Source organism: Bradyrhizobium ontarionense (genome assembly GCF_021088345.1).
Classification (GTDB): Bacteria; Pseudomonadota; Alphaproteobacteria; order Rhizobiales; family Xanthobacteraceae; genus Bradyrhizobium; species Bradyrhizobium ontarionense.
This window is the reverse complement of sequence record NZ_CP088156.1, coordinates 2,307,102-2,328,586: the sequence shown is the minus strand read 5'-3', so window position 1 is coordinate 2,328,586 and position 21,485 is coordinate 2,307,102. Positions and strand designations below refer to the sequence as shown.

Annotated in this window: 17 protein-coding genes; 8 read left to right on the top strand and 9 right to left on the bottom strand. The window is 64.2% G+C overall.

Annotation, left to right across the window (positions count from 1 at the left end):
- Window position 1 precedes the first annotated feature (1 nt).
- Window positions 2-1,018 (top strand): quinone oxidoreductase family protein, encoded by a 1,017-nt coding sequence (locus tag LQG66_RS10635; protein WP_231327740.1) that lies wholly within the window; start codon window positions 2-4, stop codon window positions 1,016-1,018.
- Between the two features lie 33 nt (window positions 1,019-1,051).
- Here LQG66_RS10635 and LQG66_RS10630 read toward each other — a convergent pair whose 3' ends face one another.
- Window positions 1,052-1,984 (bottom strand): DMT family transporter, encoded by a 933-nt coding sequence (locus tag LQG66_RS10630; protein WP_231326176.1) that lies wholly within the window; start codon window positions 1,982-1,984, stop codon window positions 1,052-1,054.
- A 364-nt stretch (window positions 1,985-2,348) separates the two neighbouring features.
- On the opposite strand from LQG66_RS10630, the gene LQG66_RS10625 reads away from it, so the two are divergent.
- A complete protein-coding gene (locus tag LQG66_RS10625; protein WP_231326175.1) occupies window positions 2,349-3,326 on the top strand; it encodes a LysR family transcriptional regulator in 978 nt (325 codons plus the stop codon).
- Window positions 3,327-3,339: 13 nt separating this feature from the next.
- On the opposite strand, the gene LQG66_RS10620 is transcribed toward LQG66_RS10625, so the two are convergent.
- Both LQG66_RS10620 and LQG66_RS10615 read right to left on the bottom strand, forming a co-directional pair.
- On the bottom strand, window positions 3,340-4,545 hold the full coding sequence (locus tag LQG66_RS10620; protein ID WP_231326174.1) for an MFS transporter: 1,206 nt from the start codon (window positions 4,543-4,545) through the stop codon (window positions 3,340-3,342).
- A gap of 30 nt (window positions 4,546-4,575) precedes the next feature.
- Window positions 4,576-4,962, bottom strand: coding sequence for an ectoine synthase (locus LQG66_RS10615; protein ID WP_231326173.1), 387 nt, complete (start codon window positions 4,960-4,962; stop codon window positions 4,576-4,578).
- 105 nt (window positions 4,963-5,067) lie between these two features.
- On the opposite strand from LQG66_RS10615, the gene LQG66_RS10610 reads away from it, so the two are divergent.
- Genes LQG66_RS10610 through LQG66_RS10600 form a run of 3 tightly spaced genes read left to right on the top strand, consistent with a single transcriptional unit; the run spans window position 5,068 to window position 8,776 of the window.
- A complete protein-coding gene (locus LQG66_RS10610) occupies window positions 5,068-6,555 on the top strand; it encodes a class I adenylate-forming enzyme family protein (RefSeq protein ID WP_256460612.1) in 1,488 nt (495 codons plus the stop codon).
- 51 nt (window positions 6,556-6,606) lie between these two features.
- Window positions 6,607-7,608, top strand: a complete 1,002-nt coding sequence (locus LQG66_RS10605) for a hypothetical protein (RefSeq protein ID WP_231326171.1) — start codon at window positions 6,607-6,609, stop codon at window positions 7,606-7,608.
- A complete protein-coding gene (locus tag LQG66_RS10600) occupies window positions 7,601-8,776 on the top strand; it encodes an acyl-CoA dehydrogenase family protein (RefSeq protein ID WP_231326170.1) in 1,176 nt (391 codons plus the stop codon). Before LQG66_RS10605 ends, LQG66_RS10600 begins: the two co-directional genes overlap by 8 nt.
- A gap of 28 nt (window positions 8,777-8,804) precedes the next feature.
- Here LQG66_RS10600 and gcvA read toward each other — a convergent pair whose 3' ends face one another.
- The gene (gene gcvA / locus LQG66_RS10595; protein ID WP_256460611.1) at window positions 8,805-9,731 is read right to left on the bottom strand and encodes a transcriptional regulator GcvA; all 927 of its coding nucleotides are present in this window, start codon (window positions 9,729-9,731) and stop codon (window positions 8,805-8,807) included.
- A 364-nt stretch (window positions 9,732-10,095) separates the two neighbouring features.
- On the opposite strand from gcvA, the gene LQG66_RS10590 reads away from it, so the two are divergent.
- The 3 genes from LQG66_RS10590 to LQG66_RS10580 all read left to right on the top strand — a co-directional run bounded on the left by LQG66_RS10590 (window position 10,096) and on the right by LQG66_RS10580 (window position 15,249).
- Window positions 10,096-10,335, top strand: a complete 240-nt coding sequence (locus LQG66_RS10590) for a hypothetical protein (protein ID WP_231326168.1) — start codon at window positions 10,096-10,098, stop codon at window positions 10,333-10,335.
- 496 nt (window positions 10,336-10,831) lie between these two features.
- On the top strand, window positions 10,832-12,292 hold the full coding sequence (locus LQG66_RS10585) for an ATP-binding protein (RefSeq protein WP_231326167.1): 1,461 nt from the start codon (window positions 10,832-10,834) through the stop codon (window positions 12,290-12,292).
- The gene (locus tag LQG66_RS10580) at window positions 12,289-15,249 is read left to right on the top strand and encodes a bifunctional [glutamine synthetase] adenylyltransferase/[glutamine synthetase]-adenylyl-L-tyrosine phosphorylase (RefSeq protein ID WP_231326166.1); all 2,961 of its coding nucleotides are present in this window, start codon (window positions 12,289-12,291) and stop codon (window positions 15,247-15,249) included. The genes LQG66_RS10585 and LQG66_RS10580 overlap by 4 nt, the downstream gene beginning before the upstream one ends.
- Before the next feature lie 36 nt (window positions 15,250-15,285).
- On the opposite strand, the gene LQG66_RS10575 is transcribed toward LQG66_RS10580, so the two are convergent.
- The 5 genes from LQG66_RS10575 to LQG66_RS10555 are packed head-to-tail and all read right to left on the bottom strand — an operon-like array spanning window position 15,286 to window position 21,299.
- Window positions 15,286-15,528, bottom strand: a complete 243-nt coding sequence (locus tag LQG66_RS10575; protein ID WP_231326165.1) for a formate dehydrogenase subunit delta — start codon at window positions 15,526-15,528, stop codon at window positions 15,286-15,288.
- The gene (gene fdhD / locus LQG66_RS10570; RefSeq protein ID WP_231326164.1) at window positions 15,518-16,366 is read right to left on the bottom strand and encodes a formate dehydrogenase accessory sulfurtransferase FdhD; all 849 of its coding nucleotides are present in this window, start codon (window positions 16,364-16,366) and stop codon (window positions 15,518-15,520) included. Before fdhD ends, LQG66_RS10575 begins: the two co-directional genes overlap by 11 nt.
- Window position 16,367: 1 nt before the next feature.
- Complete coding sequence (gene fdhF / locus LQG66_RS10565) at window positions 16,368-19,247, bottom strand: formate dehydrogenase subunit alpha (RefSeq protein ID WP_231326163.1); 2,880 nt, start codon at window positions 19,245-19,247, stop codon at window positions 16,368-16,370.
- 22 nt (window positions 19,248-19,269) lie between these two features.
- Window positions 19,270-20,826 carry a formate dehydrogenase beta subunit gene (locus LQG66_RS10560; protein ID WP_231326162.1) on the bottom strand — a complete coding sequence of 519 codons (1,557 nt, stop codon included), beginning with the start codon at window positions 20,824-20,826 and terminating at the stop codon, window positions 19,270-19,272.
- Entirely contained in the window at window positions 20,823-21,299 is a 477-nt protein-coding gene (locus LQG66_RS10555) for a formate dehydrogenase subunit gamma (protein ID WP_231326161.1), read from the bottom strand. The genes LQG66_RS10560 and LQG66_RS10555 overlap by 4 nt, the downstream gene beginning before the upstream one ends.
- Window positions 21,300-21,485 lie beyond the last annotated feature (186 nt).

Sequence of the window (21,485 nt, the reverse complement as noted above, 5' to 3'; positions counted from 1 at the left end):
GATGCCATTGAAGGCTGTGGGCCGCACCGACGCGCTCGCCGAGGACACCGAGGTTGTCCTTATTCGTCAAACCGGCGGACCGGAGGTGCTCTCTGTCGAGCAGTCGAGGCTCGATCCGCCAGGGCCGGGCCAGGTGAGGTTGCGGCAGACCGCCATCGGCCTGAACTATGTCGACACCTACTACCGCACCGGGCTCTACAAGGCGCCGCTGCCCAGCGGCATCGGCTTCGAAGCCGCCGGGGTCGTCGAATGCCTCGGAGAAGGAGTGGCCGGTCTGCGGCCCGGAGATCGTGTCGTCTACGCGATTGCGAGCCTGGGCGCCTACGCCCGACTGCGCAACGTTCCCGCAGAGCGGCTGGTGAAGCTGCCCGATGACATCACCGATCATCAAGCCGCCGCCATCGCGCTTCAGGGCATGACCGCGCACTATCTGCTTCGGCGCGCCTATTCCGTGCAGCCCGGCGACACGATCCTGGTGCACGCTGCCGCCGGCGGTGTCGGTCTCATTCTCTGCCAGTGGGCGGCCAGCCTCGGTGCGACCGTCATTGGAACCGTAGGCACGGAAGAGAAGGCCGAGTTCGCACGCGCCAACGGATGCACTCATACGATCCTGTATCGGAGCGAGAACCTGGTCGAGCGTGTCTGCGACCTCACCAAGGGCGCAAAGCTGCGCGTGGTCTACGACTCGGTTGGCCGCGATACCTTCGTGAGCTCGCTGGATTGCCTTCAGCCGTTCGGGCTGCTGGTCTCGTTCGGCCAATCCTCCGGCGCGATCGGGCCCTTCGAGACGCGAATTCTCGCCGAAAAGGGCTCGTTATACCTGACGCGGCCGACGCTTTGGACGTACATCGCACGTCGCGAGGATCTCGTGGCGTCTGCTTCGGAGCTGATGGCTGCGGTCTCGCGAGGAACCATCAAGCCAAGGATCAGCCAGACCCTTCCCTTGGTGGAGGCGGCCCAGGCGCACCGTGATCTTCACAGCCGCAAGACGGTCGGAAAGACACTTCTCATCCCCTGAGCAGCATGTGCTGCGGCCGGGCCGGATGATCGGCTATTTCTTGTCCATGGCGCGGGCCTGGGCGGCAACGATGAGCACGCCGATCACGACCAGCAGGCCGCCGGCCGACTGAAGCGGCGACATCCTCTCGTCCAGCCCGAGATATCCTGAAACGACGGTGGCCACAGGACCGAGGGCGCTGATCATCGCGACGCGGCTTGCGCCGATCCGGCGCAGCGCCTCGGCCATCATGAAGACGGGCATCACGGTGCTGAACAGCGCCATGCAGAGGGCGAGCAGGTAGACCCGGGTGGGCAGCACGAGCGCGCTCAGCGGGCGGAGCGCCATGAACTGGACGATGCAATATACGCTGGCCGTGGTCGTGGCATAGGCCGTGAAGCGTATCGAACCGAGCCTCGGCACGACCTCGCCGCTTCCAACGAGATAGACCGAGAAACTCACCGCGCTCAGCATGACGAGCAGTGCGCCGAGCCAGAAATTTTCACTGCTCTTGTCGAACTGTCCCGAAAGAACCAGCGCGACACCGATATACGTGATCGCCAGCGCGATCAGCTCGCGTCGGGTAATCGGCTTCCTGAGGACGACCGAGGAGATCACCACCACGATGGTCGGGTACACGAACAGGATCAGCCGGCCGACGCCGGCGGCGACATATTGCAGCCCGATCATGTCGAGGAAGCTTGACAGATAGTAGCCGACGAAGCCCAGGGCGGCGAGCGCCATCGCGTCGTGCACGGTGATCGGCGGAAGCTTCCGGCCGCCGGAAGGCCCCCGATACACGGCGAGCGCAATGACGAAGAACGGCAGTGAGAAGATCATTCTCAGGGCCAGCAGCGTCACGGGATCGCTCATGTCCTCATAGGCGAGCTTGACGAATATCGCGCGAAGGGAAAACGCCACCGCCCCGATAGCCGCCAGCGATACACCGACAATATTGTGTGTCCTGGACACGGTCGTCGTTGACATGCCGGGGCCGAGCGTCTCCGGCGCAGGCCCGAGCGGCCGCGAGATTGCAAGGTCATGTCTTTCGGAGATTCCGGCCATCGTCCGTCTCACTGACTCCCAGGTGGTGGCAGGATGATGAGCCCTGCCGGAGAGCGCCAACGCTTTTTAGGCAAGGCACCATTCGCATTCGACGAAGGCTTGCCGGCAGCTGCGGCGAGACATGGGACCTCGAAGATCACTCACGCCCTGGAGGGATTTACGGCTTCTTTCGACCTTGACCGGCGCGTGGTGGGTCGGGCTTACTTGCGGTCGTGGCGCGCACTGGCCGCGCGGCGGCGGAGGTCGTCGGGAGGATCGCTCATGGCCTACGGGACTTGAAGGACTGATGCGGCAAATCAACAATCTCATCCGGCGTATCGATTTGACGTCGCTCCAGCTCTTCGTCGCGGTGTGCGAGGAGGGGACGCTGACGCGCGCGGCGTCGCGGGAAAACATTGCCATGAGCGCGGTGAGCAAGCGCCTGGCGGAGCTTGAAGAGGCGCTTGGAACCGACCTCTTTGTCCGGCACTCCAAGGGCATGATGCTGGCTCCCGCCGGGGAATCCCTGCTGCATCACGCGCGATCGATGCTGACGAGCGTCGAGAAGATGGGGGCGGAGCTCGACGAATACCGCATGGGCATCAGGGGCCACATCCGGATGCTCGCGAACGTGTCGGCCATCGTCGAATTCCTTCCCGACGAGCTGCCGGCCTTCTTCGCGACCCACAGCCTGGTCAAGATCCATCTTGAGGAAAGACTGAGTGCGGGTGTCGTCAAGGCCGTCGAGGAGGGGTATGCGGAAGTCGGGATCTGTGTGTCCACGACCAACAGCCGTGACCTCTTTGCGCGTCCCTATCGCAGCGACCGGCTTGCGCTGGCGGTGCCGCAGGATCATCCGCTGGCTGATCGGGCATCGATCGATTTCGTGGAAAGCCTGGATTTTGATCACATCGGCTTCCACGCCGACAGCGCGATCTACACCCGTTCGCGCGCGGCAGCCGCCGAGGCGGGAAAGGCGGTCAATCTGCGGATCAACGTACCGAGCTTTGATGCCATTTGTCGGATGGTGCAGTGTGGCCTGGGTGTCGGGTTGATCCCGGATCGGGCGTTCGAAGTGTTGGCTTCAGGCATGGGCATCAAGGCGGTCCAGCTCAGAGATGACTGGGCCTATCGGGAATTGAAGATCGTGACCCGCGATCCTGCCGGGCTCTCGACCGTGACCAAGATGCTCGTTGAGCATCTGGCGCAATCGGGCAGCAATCGCGCGCCGGCGTCAACGGCGGCAGCTGCGGTGTCGGCGCCGAGCCCCCGCCAAGGTCGATGACGCGGCGGGGACATCATCGTTGGTCCAGCTTGACCGTTCGGGCGGTCCGGCGAAGCCAGATCGCCGCGACCAGCGGGCCGAGCAGGCCCATGAAGAGAGACAGCGCGACAATGACCGTGCCTGCGCCGTAGAGGCCGGCGAACAGGCTGACCAGGAGGCCGGCGAGAGGTTGGGACAGGTTGTTCAGCATGATGATGAGGCCCGTCGTCTTGCCGAGATCTTCCCGGGGAATGATCTTCATGCGCAGGCTGCGAATGAAGACACTGAACATCTTGTCGAAACCGACAATGAGAACGAAGCCGAGCGCGTAGACGTGGGCGTCGGAAGCCAGTCCCGAGACGGCGCCGCCGGCAAAGATCATCGCATAGCTGATGACGCCCAAGACCTGCAAGGACGCGGGCGCATGCGCGGTGGCGAACAAGATGGCGACGGTCGCAATCGCGCCTGCGGCCTGAAGAACGGCGTAATAGGAGTCTGTTTCTCCGTGGACACCGGTCACCATCGCCGCTGACGTTGCGAGGGTCACGCCAATGATGAGGTTGACGGCGGCTGCGAGAAGAACGGTCTCCACCAGGCCCGGTCGTCCGATGACGTGCCGCAGTGCGGTTTTCATCGGCAGGGCCCAACCGCTTGGCGCCGGCGTCGGTTCGGCCAATGCCGGCCGGACGAATCGCTGCCAGATGATCATGGCGCCGTCAGCCGCCATGAACAGGGCGGTCGTCGAGACCACCACGTATTCCCAGGACCATAGCTTGAGAAGGCCGGCGGCGACCAGCGGCCCGAGCACCATGCCGAGCTGATCGGCAATCTGGGTGTAGGAGGCGACCTTCTCGAACCTGTGCCGATGAAAGACTTGAGGCAGCAGAACCTCGCGCGCCATCAGCCCCTGCGTCGTCAGAACGCCGCAGGCGACGGATATCCCGATCAGCCAGCCGACTCCGCCGAAGCCCGCGTAGGCGGTCATGCCTGCGAAGCAGGCCACGGCACGAAACTGCTGACTAATATGCAACAGCGCCAAAGGTGATTTTCGATCGCACAGCACGCCGCAGATCGGAAACGACAAGTAGCGCGGCAATGTCTCGAGCAGGAATGCCGCTCCCGACCAGGCGACGCTGCCGGTCAACTGGAAAATGACCAGCGGGACCAGAAACAGAAGGATCTGGTCCGCGAGCCGTGAGAGGAAGAGAGAGTAGAAGAAGGCTTGATGCTTCAGTTCCAACGAGCAACCCCAACCAGCTGATGAACCGCCTCAGTAAGACGATCCGCTGTCTGCGTCGAGATTGTGCTGCTCGTGGCCGGCGAGCGGCGGGTTGAACACGCTTACCAGCACCAGATCCTGCGCCGGGCCGCCGCGCAGATAGTGTTCGTCATGTTCGTTGAGAACATAGATGCTGCCCGGGCGGAGCCGATACACATTGCCTTGCATGTCCTCGACTTCACCTTCCCCCGCAATGCAATAGCATGCTTCCAGGTGAGATCGGTATTGCAGCCTTGATACTGTGCCGGCGCGAACCACGGTGTGGCATACGGCGAAACCCATTCCATCGCTTGCCGTCAATAGCCGGTGGCTCGTGCCATTTCCCCACTCGACGAACCTGCCTGTTTTTTCGACTTCTTCGAGATCGCGTACAAACATGTTTCCTCAGTCATTTTGCACAACACGACGTGTAACGGAATTCTCCTACCATGAGCTGCGACTCTTTGTTATAAAAACTCATCCAGAGGTTGCGGGAGCTTCCGAGTGTGCCTTTTCCATCACTATATTGAACGCAGTGTTCGAGACTATCCAGAGAAGATCGCAGTGAAGATCGATGGCGCGCGCGCGACCTATCGCGAGCTGGATGATATCGGCAATCAGGTCGCCGCTCGCCTCGTCGATGACGGCATCCGTGCTGGAGACAGGGTCGCGATCTATGGCGCGATTTCCGTTCGTTTGCTCGGTGTTGTTCTCGGCATATTCAAGGCCGGTGCGGTTCTCGTGGGAGTTCATCACACCTTCGGGCTCCGAAAGCTGATGTTCGAGCTTCAGGATTCCGGTGCTTGTGCGGTGATCACCGATCGGGCGGCCGAATTGCGGGAGCTCCAGTCAGGCATCACAATCTATGGTTGTGAAGACGATTTTTCTGCCGCCGTGCCAGAACGCGACTGTTCGTTTTGCCGGGAGGTGCGGGAAGAGGATATTTCAGTCATCTTCTATACGTCGGGCTCGACGTCGCGCCCGAAGGGCGTCGCCGTCAATCACAAAAATATGATCGCTGCGTTCAAATCGGTGACCGGCTATCTCAAGAACACATCCGAGGATGTGGTTCTGAGCTATTCGACCTTGGGCTCCGACTACGGCTTCTATAATGTGATGATGCCGCTCATGTTCGGGGGGACCGCGCTCGTCGAGCGGGCTTTGCCGGATGACCCCGATGAGATCATCGATCTGATCGACGCACACGGCGTGACTGGGCTGCAGGTTTTTCCTCCCTTCATCTTCCACCTGTTAAAGGCGACCGCGCTGGGAAGGCGCGCGCCGAGATCGCTGCGTTACATCTCCACGAGCGGCCAGGCCCTGCCGGTGAAGCATATCCGCCGCTTGCGAGAGGCGTGGCCGAGCGTCCAGATCTTCTCCAACTATGGGCTCACGGAGTGCAAGCGCGTCTCGTTTCTGCCGCCCGACGAGATCGATCAACGGCCGCAGTCGGTCGGCCGGGCCATTCCCGGCGTGCGGACCTATCTGTTTGGCGAGGATCGCTCCCTCATGGCCGAGCCGGGGCAGGTCGGCGAGCTCGGTGTTGCCGGCGATCTGCTGATGCAGAAATATTGGAACATGCCGGAAGAGACCTCCGACCGAATGATTGAGGGGGTGGCCGGTGAAGCTCGGGTGTTCCTGACGGGCGACCTGTTCCGCGTCGATGGCCAGGGGTATCTCTATTACGTCGCAAGGAAGGACGACGCCTTTGCGCGGAGCGGGTTCAAGGTCAATCCGCGAGAGATCGAGCAATTGCTCATAACCCACCCCGCGGTTTCGGAAGCCGCCGTAGTCCCCGTCGCCGACGAAACCGTCGGACATCTCCCCAAGGCATTGATCGTGGCGGAGCAGGCGACGTCCATCACGAGCCAGGAACTGGTCGAATACTGCACGATGCATCTCGATTGGCACATGGTGCCTGCCTTCGTGGAGTTCGTACCGGCGCTGCCGCGGACCGCGTCGGGAAAAACCGCGACCCGCGCATTGTCCTGATCCCTATCCCCATCCTCATCCTCGGCCCAGCATCAGTGGAGGTCTTCGGGCATGACCAATCGACCTGCGACCGACGTCGACGCCTATCTTCAGCAATCTTCGATGATCCGATTGGCGCGGCAATTCGAGCAATTGGCGACCGGAGCGGCACAAGTGCCGCGGCAGCCGGTGCTGACGCGGATCCGCAACCGGATAGCGGATGCCGACGTGCTGGAGTATCACGACCGGCTGGTACCGAAGGCAGGACCACTGTTCTCGCATTTCCTCGCCAGCATTCCAGGCATCCTCGAGGAAATGTCGCGCGTGGGCGTGGCGCTGAGCCGTCTGTCGAGACCGCGGGCCGAAAGCAGCGGTCGGCCCTGCCTGCTTTATGAGATCGATGCCTTCGATGGCTCCAACGCGCGGACGCTTGCCGCGTTTTCCGGCGGCGCCGTCAAGACACTGACTTGTTCTCCGAACAAGGCGAACGAGGAGCACTTTGATCGCTTTGCCGATCCGGCCCTGTCGAGATTCGTTCCGATGTCGTTCCTGAAGCTCGACCAGGACGTCCTTCGCACGCTGGTGGACGACGAGGATTTCCACGGCGGCTTTGATTATATCTACGAAACCGCCGCCTTTCAGTTTTACGGCAAGGACCGCGATTTCCAGATCGAGCAGGGCTGTCGCATGCTCAGGGACGATGGGCTGGTCTTCTTTCTCGAAAAGCTCAATCACACCGACCGCCTCGAGTACGAACGACGGGAACGCGTCAAGGACGAGCAGCACAAGGCGCATTATTTTACGCTCGAAGAGATCGAGTGGAAACGGCAGCAGATGCTGCTGCGCATGTATGAGGGGGAGGTTCTCCTCGACGAGCTCGTGAGCTCGATTGGACGACACTTCTCGCACTGCTATCTGTTGTGGAATAGCACGAATTTCTACGAGTTCGTCGCCTCGAACGACGGGCAGCGCATCGAAGAGTTCGTCCGCCTTCTCGGCCCGCCCTTGATTGAAGATCAGTTCGTCTTCGAGCAGCCAATGTTGCGAAAGGTTCTGGAGCGTGCGCATGGATAGGCTGGACGGGACGGTCTATTGGGGAGCGGACCAGCCGTCGCTTGCGACGCTCTATGCGACAGTCGAGGCGCTGCTCCCACGATGGCGCAAACGTGCGGAGGAAGCCCGCAGGCTTGGGAAGCTGCCGCGCGAGTCGGTCGATGAGCTGTTCGACGCCGGATTGCTTCAGCTCGCGATGCCGAAGCGTTTCGGCGGCCTCGAATTGGATTGGCCCGTCCTAGCAGAAGTGGCAAGGCTCGCGGCGCGCGCGTGCCCTTCGACAGCATGGATCGTGGGCCTGGTCGGAGGACACATTCAGATCGTATCGCGATTTCCAGCAGAGGCCGTGAACGCGGTCTTCCGGAGCGGGGCCCGTCAACTTGTCGCGACGGGATCGGCGACGGCGGCCGGCGGAATATCCCTGGACGGTGGCGCATATCGGGTCGATGGTCGGTGGCGACTCGGCTCCGGCGTGGACTATGCGACATGGGTGGTCGTGTCCGGTCCATGCCTGCATCCGTCCCGACGCGACGCCCGGACGGTTATGGCGCTGCTGCCAGCCATCGACATCGAGATCGGCGATGATTGGCAGGCCATCGGAATGGCAGGGACCGGTTCGCGCGACATCATTATCCGCGATCGTTCGATTTCAGAAAGCTGGGCGCAGCCGCTGGACAATGTTCTGGGGCGTTCGGCGGAACGCGGTGGTCACTACTTGCAGTCGGTTTCTCTTATTCCCTATCTGACCAGCGTCATCGTCGGCCCTCTGCTCGGCTGTGCGGAGGGAGCGGTCGCGGCGGGACTTGCGATCATGCGAGAGCGCCATGGACGGCAGCCGAATGGGAATCAATGGGCGTTCGCCATGCGCGCCGGCGAGATCATCGCCGATATCGAATGCGCACGACTTTTGTATCGCAGCATTCTATCAAGACTGCATGAGGCGGGTTGCTACAGCCGCGATCTCTCCGATCGAGACTATGCAGCGATCAAGCGGGATCGGGCCAGGCTGACCCGCTTGTGCGTGAACGCCGTGCAACAACTGGTGTCCCAGCTTGGAACCTCCGTCATCGCACAGACGCACCCGGTGCAGCGCCACTGGTGCGATCTCCAGGTCATGGCTGCACACATGGATGTGAATTGGGATCGCGCGATGGCAGACTACGGCACGGCTCTTCTTGCGCAGCCCTGAAAACAAGTGCTTGAAGCGCGCTGATGGTCTAAGGATCGGATCGCCGGATGTACTTCTTGATCGCCTCCATCGTTTCGATACCTTCATTTACGATCCAGTCGCGAAATCGGGCAATCTCGGGGCGTCGTGCGGCGGTGTCCTGACAGACCAGATAGTAGGACATAGGATTTGACATCCGCGCCGCAAATGGCGCCACCAATCGTCCTGATGCGAGTGCGGAAATGACCAGCGGCGTTCGGCCGATCGCAAGTCCCAACCCGTATTCGGCCATCTCGAGCGCGAGCGCAGAATTTTCACAATGAAATCCTGAGGTGGCATCGAAATCCTCGAGTCCGGCCTCGACCTGCCAAGCGTGCCAGTCCGTCGGCCGAACGATGGTGTGGACCAGCGAATGGCAACGAAGCAGGTCTGATCCAGCAGGGAGTGTCGCTTCGCGCAGCAGGGTGGGCGAGCAGACCGGGAACAGTTCTTCGTTCATCACGAACGTCGAATGGAGCCCCGGCCAGGATCCGTAGCCGAGCCGCAAGGCGACATCGATATCCTCTCTCGTAAAATCGACCAGGCGGAACGACGTTGAGACGGCGACGGCAATATCCGGGAATTGTCGCCGAAACCCGATCAACCTCGGCGCCAGCCATCTCTGGGCGACGGTCGCCAGAAAGCTGGTTCTGAGTTTCGTCGCGCTATGCGACGTCAGCCCGGTGACTGCTGACGAAATATCCGAAAAGGTTCGGCAAAGGACGGGAAAGAGCTGCTGGCCGTTTTCTGTCAACTCTACGCCGCGGCCGACGCGGCGGATCAAGCGACGGCCAAGCGCGTCTTCCAGAATCTTGAGCTGCTGTGTCACTGCGGCCGGCGTTACGCAGAGCTCGTCGGCTGCTTTCGTGACACTGAGGTTGCGAGCCGCTGCTTCGAAGGCGCGAAGCGCGTTCAACGGGGGAAGGCGGGGTCGCATCTGCAGACCATTCCGTGAAGCCCCGTCCAATACTCAACGCAGATCGGAAACCATCAGCAGAAACAGGCTCTATCGTTTAGCTCTAGCCGATGGGCGCCAGCCTTGACTAACTGTCCAGTGTTCGTTCCAGCCCTTCGCACGGCGACTGCCTCCCCGTCGATTGCATGGTAATAGAATACAAACTTAAGGTGGAATCAAGAGTTTCGAGTGAGATGGCTTCGTGAGACCCGATGTGCGCGCGCGTGTGCGGCGCTCCCGCCGGCCGATACGCCGTCCTTCACTGATTAGGTCGAATTGTTGCCTTCCAACTAACATCTGATTCATCTCGAATGGGCCACGGAGCCGCCCTCGTCGGCCTTCGGCGATGATCAAGGGCGTTGTAGTTCGCGGTTCGGAAACGCCGAACGTCACCTGGAGTTCGAATGTCGCCGGCATGGTCGGCCTCATGGTGACGGCATTCGCGGCCAGCAACCTCGAATGTGTTCGCCCAGGGGCCGTCGTTAGGTATCGGCAATCGCGACAACGCGTCGATTCCATCGTGCTGCGTCAGATGGCGGAATTGGTTGCGGCGCGCTCTTCCGTATGCGCGATCGCGACGCGCTGAGTGGGCAGGGCCCGCCTCGTTTGCGTCGAAAAACTCGGTGTCAATCCATGTCGCGGGCACTGCGATCAATGACCGGCAAGTCGAGTTCATCCAAGCCGGCTGCCCTATAGGCGACCGCTCTCGAGGTCGTTCGCGTCTCCGCCGGTGACGCGCCTTCGTACTGACCGCGTCCTCCGAGCTCACTCGTGGACAAGGGCCACGTTCCCGGATCAGTGGAAGGCTTTTCTTGTCGGTAAAATGGTAAAAGCCGCTTGTGCCCGACGGCGTCGTTTCACGATCTTTGTAACAAAAATGCTTCAAATCCGTCCTTTGGTGGTTCAATGCCTTCAATTGCGATCTTGGCGTGTCTTTGCGGGGCGCTGCGACGCGCGGGTTTGCGCTCACGTGAACGATTTGTCACTTCTGGCGCTCCGGAGAAACGGCTAGATTTGAGGGCATGCAAGACGCCAGCAAAATCATCCGCTTACAAAATCAACCGCTTAGAAGTACATGATCCGTGACGGCCTTCGGTAAGCTGATCCGAACCACCGCGTTCCGGCTGACGCTGGTCTATCTGCTGTTGTTCGCGCTGTTCGCGGCTTCGCTGCTCGGCTATTTCGCCTGGAATACGCGCCGCCTCATCACCGAGCAGATCTCGACCACGGTCACCGCCGAGATCAGCGAGATGACCGACATCTACACCCGCGGCGGCCTGCGCTGGACCGTCGGCGCCATCGAGAGTCGCGCGCTGCGACCCGGCGCCAATCTGTATCTCATCACCACCGCGACGGGCCAGATGATCGCCGGCAATGTCGGCTCGCTCGCGCCCGGCGTGATGGGCTCGTCCGGCTGGTCGGAAACCTTCTATCGCCGGCTCGATGACACCAGTGATCAGAACCATCGCGCGCTGGTCTATGTCACGCAGCTGTCGAGCGGCTTTCGTCTGCTGATCGGGCGCGACCTCGAGGAGCGGCGCCGGCTGTTCGGCATCGTCGCCAAGGCGGCGCAATGGTCGCTTCTGGTGGTCATCGTGCTCGGCATCGGCGGCGGCATCTTCGTCGCACGGCGCGTGCTGCGTCGGATCGATGCGATGACCGGCACGACGCAGCGGATCATGGCCGGCGACCTCACGGGGCGGCTGCCGGTCGGGCGCAGCGGCGACGAGCTCGATCGTCTCGCGGAAAACCTCAACGCGATGCTGGAGCGCATCGAGGCGCTGATGACCGGCCTCAAGGAGGTCTCCGACAACATCGCGCATGATCTGAAGACGCCGCTGACGCGGCTGCGCAACCGTGCCGAGGAGGCGCTGGCGAAGTCGCGGTCCGAGGAGGAATATCGCGCGGCGCTCGAGCGCACGATCGAGGAATCCGACGGCCTGATCCGCACCTTCAATGCGCTCTTGATGATCGCGCGCGCGGAGTCCGGACAGGCGCGCGGCGACATGGTCGAATTCGATGCCGCCGACGTCGCTGGCGGCATCCATGAGCTCTACGAGCCGCTCGCCGAGGACAATGAGATGACCTTGCGCGTCAAGTCTGCGGCAGCGCCAGTGCATGGCAATCGCGAGCTGATCAGCCAGGCGCTCGCCAATCTCGTCGAGAACGCGATCAAGTACGGCAGGCCGGCCGCGTTGCCGCTCGATTCCAATCTGGCTGCGAGCAGCCGGGAGATCCTGATCGAGGCGCGGCGGGAGGGCGGACAGGTGCTGCTCAGCGTCACCGATCATGGCCCGGGCATTCCCGAGGCCGAGCGCAAGCACGCCGTCGAGCGGTTCGTGCGGCTGGAGGCGAGCCGCACCTTGCCGGGTTCCGGGCTCGGCCTCAGTCTCGCCGCGGCGGTGGCGACCCTGCATGGCGGCGAGCTGAGGCTGGGCGACGCCCATCCCGGGCTGGTCGCGACCCTGGTCCTGCCCGCGGGCGCGGGCCTGTCCGCGAAGCTTGCGGCTCCAACACAGGATGTGCCACAGAAGGCGGCATGATCTCATCCGCGCCGGGAAACGCGGACGGGCAGAGCAGTCTGGCCGCGCGTTTTGTTGCCGGCCCGCATGTCCGTGCGCCTGCGACAGCAGAGCAACGTCTCGATGACTGGCTCGCCGAGCTCGCGCCGCCGCAGGCCACCGGCCTGAAGGCGTTGCTGGCGGAGGGCTGGGCCCGCACGATTCTGCTGGGGATCGCCGAGTGCTCGCCCTATCTGTTCGATCTCGTCCGCGCCGATGCCAGGCGGCTGGAGCGGCTGCTGCGCTCCGAGCCGCAGGCGCATCTTGCCGAGCTGATCGCGCGCACTGGCCGCGAGGTGTTCGCGGCCGCCAGCGAGGCCGAGGTGATGAGCCTGCTGCGTCGGCTCAAGTCGGAGGCGGCGCTGCTGATCGCACTGTGCGACATCGGCGGGGTTTGGCCGGTGATGCAGGTGACGGCGGCGCTGACCGATGTCGCGACCGCGTCGGTGCAGATGGCGCTGCGCCATCTGTTCCGCCAGGAGGCCGCGCGCGGCCGGCTCTCGCCCGAGGATGCCGAGCAGCCGGAGCTGGGCAGCGGTCTGTTCGTGCTGGCGATGGGCAAGATGGGCGCCGGCGAGCTGAATTATTCCAGCGACATCGACCTGATCGTGTTCTTCGATCCCGAGACCAGCACGCTGGCTCCCGACATCGAGCCGCAGCCGTTCTTCGTGCGCGTCACCCAGGCGCTGGCGCGGCTGCTGCAGCAGCGTACCGCTGACGGCTACGTGTTCCGGGTCGATCTCCGGCTGCGGCCGGATCCGGCCTCGACGCAGGTGGCGATGTCGACGGAGGCGGCGCTGCACTACTACGAGCGCGACGGGCGCACCTGGGAGCGTGCCGCCATGATCAAGGCGCGGGTGTGCGCCGGCGACATCGCCGCGGGCGAGGCGATGCTCGCCGAGCTGGCGCCCTTCGTCTGGCGCAAGCACCTGGATTTCCAGGCGCTGACCGACGTGCACGACATGAAGCGGCAGATGCAGGTCTATCGCGGTCACAGCGAGATCGCGGTCGAGGGCCACAACGTCAAGGTCGGCCGCGGCGGCATCCGCGAGATCGAGTTCTTCGCGCAGACCCAGCAGCTGATCGCCGGTGGCCGCCATCCGGAGCTGCGCGTGCGTCCGACCCTGCAGGCGCTCGACGTGCTCACCACCAGCAAGTGGATCACGGAACAGGCCCGTGACGAGCTCGGCGTCGCCTATCAGTTCCTGCGCCGCGTCGAGCATCGGCTGCAAATGATGGCGGACGAACAGATCCACAGCCTGCCGGACGACGTTGAGGGGATGGGGCGGTTCGCGTGCTTTTTCGGCTATGAGAGCCGCGAATGCTTCGCGATCGATCTGCTGTTCCACCTCAACATCGTGCTGGGACATTATGCCAGGCTGTTCGAAGGCGATCCCACCGGTACCGTCAGCCTGCCGCCGGTGAATTTCGGCGCCGGACCCGACGAGCCGCGCCTGATGGAACATCTTGCAGCGCTCGGTTTCCGCGATCCCGTCACGGTCGCGAAGATCCTGCAGCAATGGCTCGCGGGCGAGTATCGCGTGTTCCGTGCCGAAACGACGCGCACGGCCTTTGCCGAATTCCTTCCCGTGCTGATCGACGGTCTCGCCCATGCCGACGAGCCCGATCGCGCGGTGGTGGCGTTCGACCGCTTCCTGCAGGCGCTGCAGCGGGGCGGGCGCCTCATCACGCTGCTCGGGCAGAACCGCGACCTGGTCTCGCTGGTTGCGCTGGTGCTGGGAGCGGCGCCTCGGCTCGGCGACATGCTGGCGCGGCAGCCGCGGCTGATGGATGGCCTGATCGATCCGCGCTTCTTCGGCGCCATCCCGGACCAGCGCGAATTGTCGGCGCGGCTGGCCTCGACCCTGCGGGACGCCGGCACCTATGAGGAGTTCCTTGACCGCCTGCGCATGTTCGGCCAGGAGAGCCTGTTCCTGATCGGCACGCGCATCCTGTCCGGCACGATATCGGCGCAGCAGGCCGGCACCGCCTTCGCCGACGTCGCCGAGGGCATCGTGCACACCGTGCACGGCCTCGTCACCGATCGCTTCGCCGCCCAGCATGGCCGTATCAAGGGCCAGGAGACGGCGATCGTCGCGATGGGGCGGCTCGGGGCCCGCGAGATGACCGCGTCGTCCGACATCGACCTGATCCTGCTCTATGATTTCGATGCCGATGAACCCGACTCCGACGGCGAGCGCACGCTGCAGGGGGCGCACTACTTCGCCCGCTTCACGCAGCGGCTGATCTCGGCCTTCACCTCACGCACCAATTACGGCGTGCTCTACGACATCGACATGCGGCTGCGGCCGTCGGGCCGCGCCGGCCCGCTCGCCTCGCACATCGAGTCCTTCGCCCATTATCAGGAGCACGAGGCCTGGACCTGGGAGCACATGGCGCTGACGCGGGCGCGGGTGATCTCGGCCTCGCCCGCGTTTCGGGCCCGCATCGAGGAGATCATCCAGGCGGCGCTGCGGCGGGCGCGTGATACGTCCGCGATCGCACGCGACGTCGCCGACATGCGCCGCGCGATCGCAGCCGAGAAGGGCGAGGCCCATCTGTGGGATCTGAAGCATGCCGCCGGCGGCATGGTCGATATCGACTTCGTCGCGCAATATCTGCAGCTCATCCACGCGGCGACGAAGCCCGAGATCCTCGACGTCAGCTCGCTCCAGGTGCTGGACAATGCCGAGCGGCTCGGCGTGCTGCCGCGCGCCGAGGTCGTCATCCTGCGCCAGGCGGCGCGGCTCTATCACGATCTGACGCAGATACTCCGACTCTGCGTCAGCGACAGGTTCAAGCCGGATCTGGCCGGCGATGACCTGCTGCGGGTGATGGCGCGGGCCGGCGATGCACCGGACTTCTCGGCGCTGGAGGCGCGGCTGCGCGAGACGCAGAGCGAGGTGCGCCGCGTGTTCACGGCGCTGCTGGAGGGGTGAGCTGTTCGCGGCCTTGAAGCCGACGCGAACGCGACCTTACGCCTTTTCCTTCGCAGCCGCCGCCTGCTTCAGCCGGCCGATCGCCTCGGCCACGGCCGGATCGAGGCCGGCGCCGCCGGAATCGTGATGGGCGAAGATCGTCTTGAGCATCCGCGGATCCCAGAACTTCTTGATGTGCTCGGCGACGCCGGTCACGGCTTGATCGCCGCCCTGGGAATGGAAGAACTTGCCGATCTGGTTGGCCATGTAGACCAGGCGGTCGTGGGTGCTATGCGACATGGGATTGGTCCGCTTGTGTTGATCGCGCGCCCGGATCAGTGCCCGCGACGATCCGTTCGGGATGGGTGAAGATTTCAAAGCCGTCGTTGCGGGCGACGGCGATCAGGGTGATGCCGGCGGCGTCGGCCATGCGGATCGCAAGCGCTGTCGGCGCCGATACGGCCACCATGACCGGCGCGCCCATCGCGGCAGCCTTCTGCACCAGCTCGACGGAGACGCGACTCGTCAGCAGCACGATGCCGTCGCTCGCGCGCGCGCGCGTTTGCGCAAGGTGGCCGGCGAGCTTGTCGAGCGCGTTGTGGCGGCCGACATCCTCGCGCAGGGCGACGATGCCGCGGGCGGGGCTCCAGAACGCCGCGGCATGCACGGCACGGGTCTCGTGATTGAGCTTCTGCAGCGGCTCGATCGCGGCGAGCGCGGTCATCACGTCGCGCGGAAGGAAGCCGCGGCCTTCGGGCACGCGCGCCACCGGCCGCACCGCTTCGGCGATCGAATCGATGCCGCACAATCCGCAGCCGGTTGGTCCCGCGAAGGCGCGGCGACGCTCGGCCAGACGCTGCGCCAACGCGTCGGGCAACCACATCCTGAGCTCGATCCCGTCGGGAAGAGAAACGACGTCCAGCGAAATGATCTCGTCGCGCGCGGCGATCAGCCCTTCATTGAGACTGAAGCCGATGGCGAAGTCCGCAAGGTCCTGCGGCGTCGCCATCATGACCGCATAAGTGCCGCCATTATAGGTCAGCGCGACCGCGGTCTCCTCCGGCACGCGACGGGTGCCCTCACTGAGGGCTCCGTCGCGCCAGACCAGACGATTTGCGATGCGCACCGCATCGGCCATCTTACTCCGCCGCCTCCACGACCGGGGAGATACGACGCGAGTTGCGGGCCTGCTCATCATAGGCCTTCTGCCAGTCCGACGGACCGTTGGACTGCGACACCTGCACGGCAGTGACCTTGTACTCCGGACAGTTGGTGGCCCAGTCCGAATAGTCGGTCGTGATCACGTTCGCCTGCGTCAGCGGATGGTGGAACGTGGTGTAGACCACGCCCGGGGCCACACGCTCGGAGATCAGCGCATGCAGCGTGGTCTCGCCGGCGCGGCTGATCAGCCGCACCCAGTCGCCGTCGCGAATGCCGCGCTGCTCGGCGTCGTGCGGATGGATCTCCAGCACGTCCTCGCCATGCCACACCACGTTGTCGGTGCGCCGCGTCTGGGCGCCGACATTGTACTGCGACAGGATGCGCCCCGTCGTGAGCAGCAGCGGAAAACGTGGCCCGGTTCGCTCGTCGGTCGCGACATATTCGGTGACGACGAACTTGCCCTTGCCGCGGACGAAGCCGTCGACATGCATGATCGGCGAGCCCTCGGGGAACTTCTCGTTGCAGGGCCACTGCACCGAGCCCATCTCCTCGAGCTTCTGATAGGAGACGCCGGTGAAGGTCGGCGTCAGCGCCGCGATCTCGTCCATGATCTCGGACGGATGGTTGTACTTCATCTCGAAGCCCATCGCCTTGGCGAGCCCGATCGTGACCTCCCAGTCGGCGAGGCCGTTACGCGGGGTCATCACCTTGCGCACGCGCTGGATGCGGCGCTCGGCGTTGGTGAAGGTGCCGTCCTTCTCCAGGAAGGTCGAGCCGGGCAGGAACACGTGGGCGTAGTTGGCGGTCTCGTTCAGGAACAGGTCCTGCACGATCACGCATTCCATCGACGACAGCGCCTGCACCACATGGGTGGTGTTGGGATCGGACTGCAGGATGTCCTCACCCTGCACGTAGAGGCCCATGAAGGTGCCGTCGATCGCCGAGTCGAACATGTTGGGGATGCGCAGGCCCGGCTCGGGGTTGAGCTTGACGTTCCACATCGCCTCGAACTGGTCGCGCACCGCGTCGCCCGAGATGTGCCGGTAGCCCGGCAGCTCGTGCGGGAACGAGCCCATGTCGCAGGAACCCTGCACGTTGTTCTGGCCGCGCAGCGGGTTCACGCCGACGCCGCGGCGGCCGATATTGCCGGTCGCCATCGCGAGATTGGCGATCGCGATCACCGTGGTCGAGCCCTGGCTGTGCTCGGTGACCCCGAGCCCGTAATAGATCGCGCCATTGCCGCCAGTGGCATAGAGCCGTGCTGCGCCGCGGATCGCCTCTGCATCCACGCCGGAGATCTTGGCGATCGCCTCGGGGCTGTTCTTCTCCTGGGAGACGAATTCGGCCCAGTCCTGGAATTCGCTCCAGTCACAGCGCTCGCGCACGAAGGCCTCGTTGACGAGGCCTTCGGTGACGATCACATGCGCCATCGCGGTCATGATCGCGACGTTGGTGCCGGGCAGCAGCGGCAGATGATAGTCCGCCTCGACATGCGCCGACTTCACCAGGTCGATCTTGCGCGGATCGACCACGATCAGCCTGGCGCCCTCGCGCAGCCGCTTCTTCATACGCGAGCCGAACACCGGATGCGCATCGGTCGGGTTGGCGCCGATCACCATGATGACGTCGCTGTCCTCGACGGAGTCGAAGTCCTGCGTGCCGGCGGAGGTGCCGAAGGTCGTCGCGAGGCCGTAGCCGGTCGGCGAGTGGCAGACGCGGGCGCAGGTGTCGACGTTGTTGTTGCCGAAGCCGCCGCGGATCAGCTTCTGAACGAGGTAGGTTTCCTCGTTGGTGCAGCGGGAGGAGGTGATGCCGCCGATCGAGTCGCGGCCGTATTTGGCCTGGATCCCGCGCATCTTCTTGGCGGCGAAGGTGAAGGCCTCGTCATAGGAGACTTCGCGCCAGGGCTGGTCGATGGTCTCGCGGATCATCGGCTTGAGGATGCGCTCCTTGTGGGTCGCATAGCCCCAGGCGAAGCGGCCCTTGACGCAGGAATGGCCGCGATTGGCCTTGCCGTCCTTGTACGGCACCATGCGCACGACTTCCTCGCCGCGCATCTCGGCCTTGAAGGTGCAGCCGACGCCGCAATAGGCGCAGGTGGTCACCGCCGAATGCTCGGGCTGGCCGATCTCGATCACGCTCTTCTCGGTCAGGGTCGCGGTCGGGCAGGCCTGCACGCAGGCGCCGCAGGACACGCACTCGGAGCCTAAGAAGCTTTCGCTCATGCCCGGCGACACCCGGCTGTCGAAGCCGCGGCCGGAGATCGTCAGCGCGAACGTGCCCTGGACCTCTTCGCAGGCGCGGACGCAGCGCGAGCAGACGATGCATTTGGAAGGATCATAGGTGAAATAGGGATTGGACTCGTCCTTGGGCAACCAGGCCGGGTTGGCCTCGCCGCAGGCGTCCGCGAACACGTGGTTCTCACCCTGGTTGCCGTAGCGCACGTCGCGCAGGCCGACGGCGCCGGCCATGTCCTGCAGCTCGCAATCGCCATTGGCGGCGCAGGTCAGGCAGTCGAGCGGATGGTCGGAGATGTAGAGCTCCATCACGCCCTTGCGGATCTTCTTCAGCCGCTCGGTCTGGGTGTGGACGACGAGCCCGGCCGCGACCGGCGTCGTGCACGACGCCGGCGTGCCGTTGCGGCCCTCGACCTCGACGAGGCAGAGCCGGCAGGAGCCGAACGCATCGACCATGTCGGTCGCGCACAGCTTCGGGATCTGCGTGCCGGCCTCCATGGCCGCGCGCATGATCGAGGTGCCCTCGGGCACGGTGATGCTCTGGCCGTCGATGGTGAGCGTGACCATCGTCTCGGACTTGGAGCGGGGTGTGCCGTAATCGGTTTCGTGGATGAGCGACATGGCCGATGTCCTGTTCCGATTGCTATTCCGCAGCCTGCAAACGCGGCTGCTGGGGTCCGAAATCTTCGCGGAAATGCTTGAGCGCCGACAGCACCGGGTAGGGCGTGAAGCCGCCGAGTGCGCACAGCGAGCCGAGCTTCATGGTGCCGCAGAGGTCCTCGACCAGGGCGATGTTCTCAGGCACGCGCTCGCCGCGGCGGATCTTGTCGATGGTCTCGGCGCCGCGGGTCGAGCCGATGCGGCAGGGCGTGCACTTGCCGCAGGATTCGATGGCGCAGAACTCCATCGCGAAACGCGCCTGCTTCGACATGTCGACGCTGTCGTCGAACACGACGATGCCGCCATGGCCGATCAGGCCATCCCTGGCAGCAAATGCCTCGTAGTCGAACGGGGTGTCGAACAGCGCGCGCGGGAAGTAGGCCCCGAGCGGGCCGCCGACCTGGACCGCGCGGACGGGACGGCCGGTGAAGGTGCCGCCGCCGACGTCGTCGACGATGTCGCCCAGCGTGATGCCGAACGCGGTCTCGAACAGGCCGCCGAACTTGACGTTGCCGGCGATCTGGATCGGCATCGTGCCGCGCGAGCGCCCCATGCCGAAATCGGCATAGGCCTTGGCGCCCTCGTCGAGGATGAAAGGGATAGCCGCGAACGACAAGAGATTGTTGACCACGGTCGGCTTGCCGAACAGGCCGTGATGGGCGGGCAGCGGCGGCTTGGCGCGCACCAGGCCGCGCTTGCCCTCGAGGCTCTCCATCAGCGCGGTCTCTTCGCCGCAGACATAGGCGCCGGCGCCGGTGCGGACCTCGAGATCGAAGGTATAGTTGGAGCCGGCGACCTTGTCGCCGAGCAAGCCGGCCTTCCTGGCGATCTCGATCGCCTTGGCCATGGTCGCGATCGCGTGCGGGTATTCCGATCGCGTGTAGATGTAGCCCTTGGTGGCGCCCACCGCGAGGCCGCAGATGGTCATGCCTTCGATCAGCACGAAGGGGTCGCCTTCCATCAGCATGCGGTCGGCGAAGGTGCCGCTGTCGCCCTCGTCGGCATTGCAGATGACGTATTTGCGGTCGGCCGCGGTCTGCGACACCGTCTTCCACTTGATGCCGGTCGGGAAGCCGGCGCCGCCGCGGCCGCGCAGGCCCGACGTCGTGACCTCGGCGATGACGGCATCCGGCGTCAGGGTCAGCGCGCGGGTCAGGCCCTTGTAGCCGCCATGGGCGCGGTAGTCGTCGAGCGAGAGCGGATCGACGATGCCGCAGCGGGCGAAGGTGAGGCGGGTCTGCCGCTTCAGCCAGGGAATCTCCTCGGTCAGGCCGAGCGACAGCTTGTGCGGCTTGTCGGCAATGATGGCGTCGAGCAGCGACGGCACGTCATCAGTGGTCACCGGGCCGAAGGCGAAGCGGCCCTGCGCGGTCGCCAGTTCGACCAATGGCTCCAGCCAGTACAACCCACGCGAGCCGTTCCTGACGATCTCGATTTCGACACCGCGTTCCAGCGCCGCGCCGTGCAGCGCCTGCGCAACCTCATCGGCGCCGACGGCGAGTGCGCCGGCATCGCACGGGACAAAAAGACGCAGGCTCATCGTTGGGCCTCCGACACGAGGGCATCGATGCGGGCTTCATCGAGACGGCCGACGAGGCGGCCATCGAGCATGGCGGACGGCGCGGTGGCGCACAGGCCGAGGCAGTAGATCGGCTCGAGCGTCACGCGCTCGTCCGCCGTGGTGTTGCCGAGCGCGATGCCCAGCTTGGCTTCGGCGCGGGCCGCCAGCGCATCCCCGCCCGCGGCCTGGCAGGCTTCCGCGCGGCACAACTTCAGGACGTGCCGTCCGGCCGGTCGGCTGCGAAAATCGTGATAAAAGGTGAAGACGCCGTAGACTTCGGCGCGCGACAGGTTCAGCGCCGACGCGATCATCGGCAGCGCATCCTCCGGCACATGGCCGAATGTTTCCTGCAAGGCATGGAGGATCGGCAGGGTTGCGCCCTCCAGCTTGCTGTGCTCGGCGATGATGTCGGCGCCGCGCGCCGCCTCCCAGGGTTCATAGACCGGCGTCATTCTCATCCCGATTGTTGCGTTGCGAATGGTTGGCGGCATCAGAGTTGGAATCGTTCGAGATATCAATAAAGCTGTCCCGTGCTGCGATAGCGAAAAGCAATCGACGGATTGTTAAAAATTGACTGAAAAGCGGCGGCCGCAAGTCGGCGCCGTGGCGCCCTTTGCGGTGTCGAGAGCTGTCCGGCC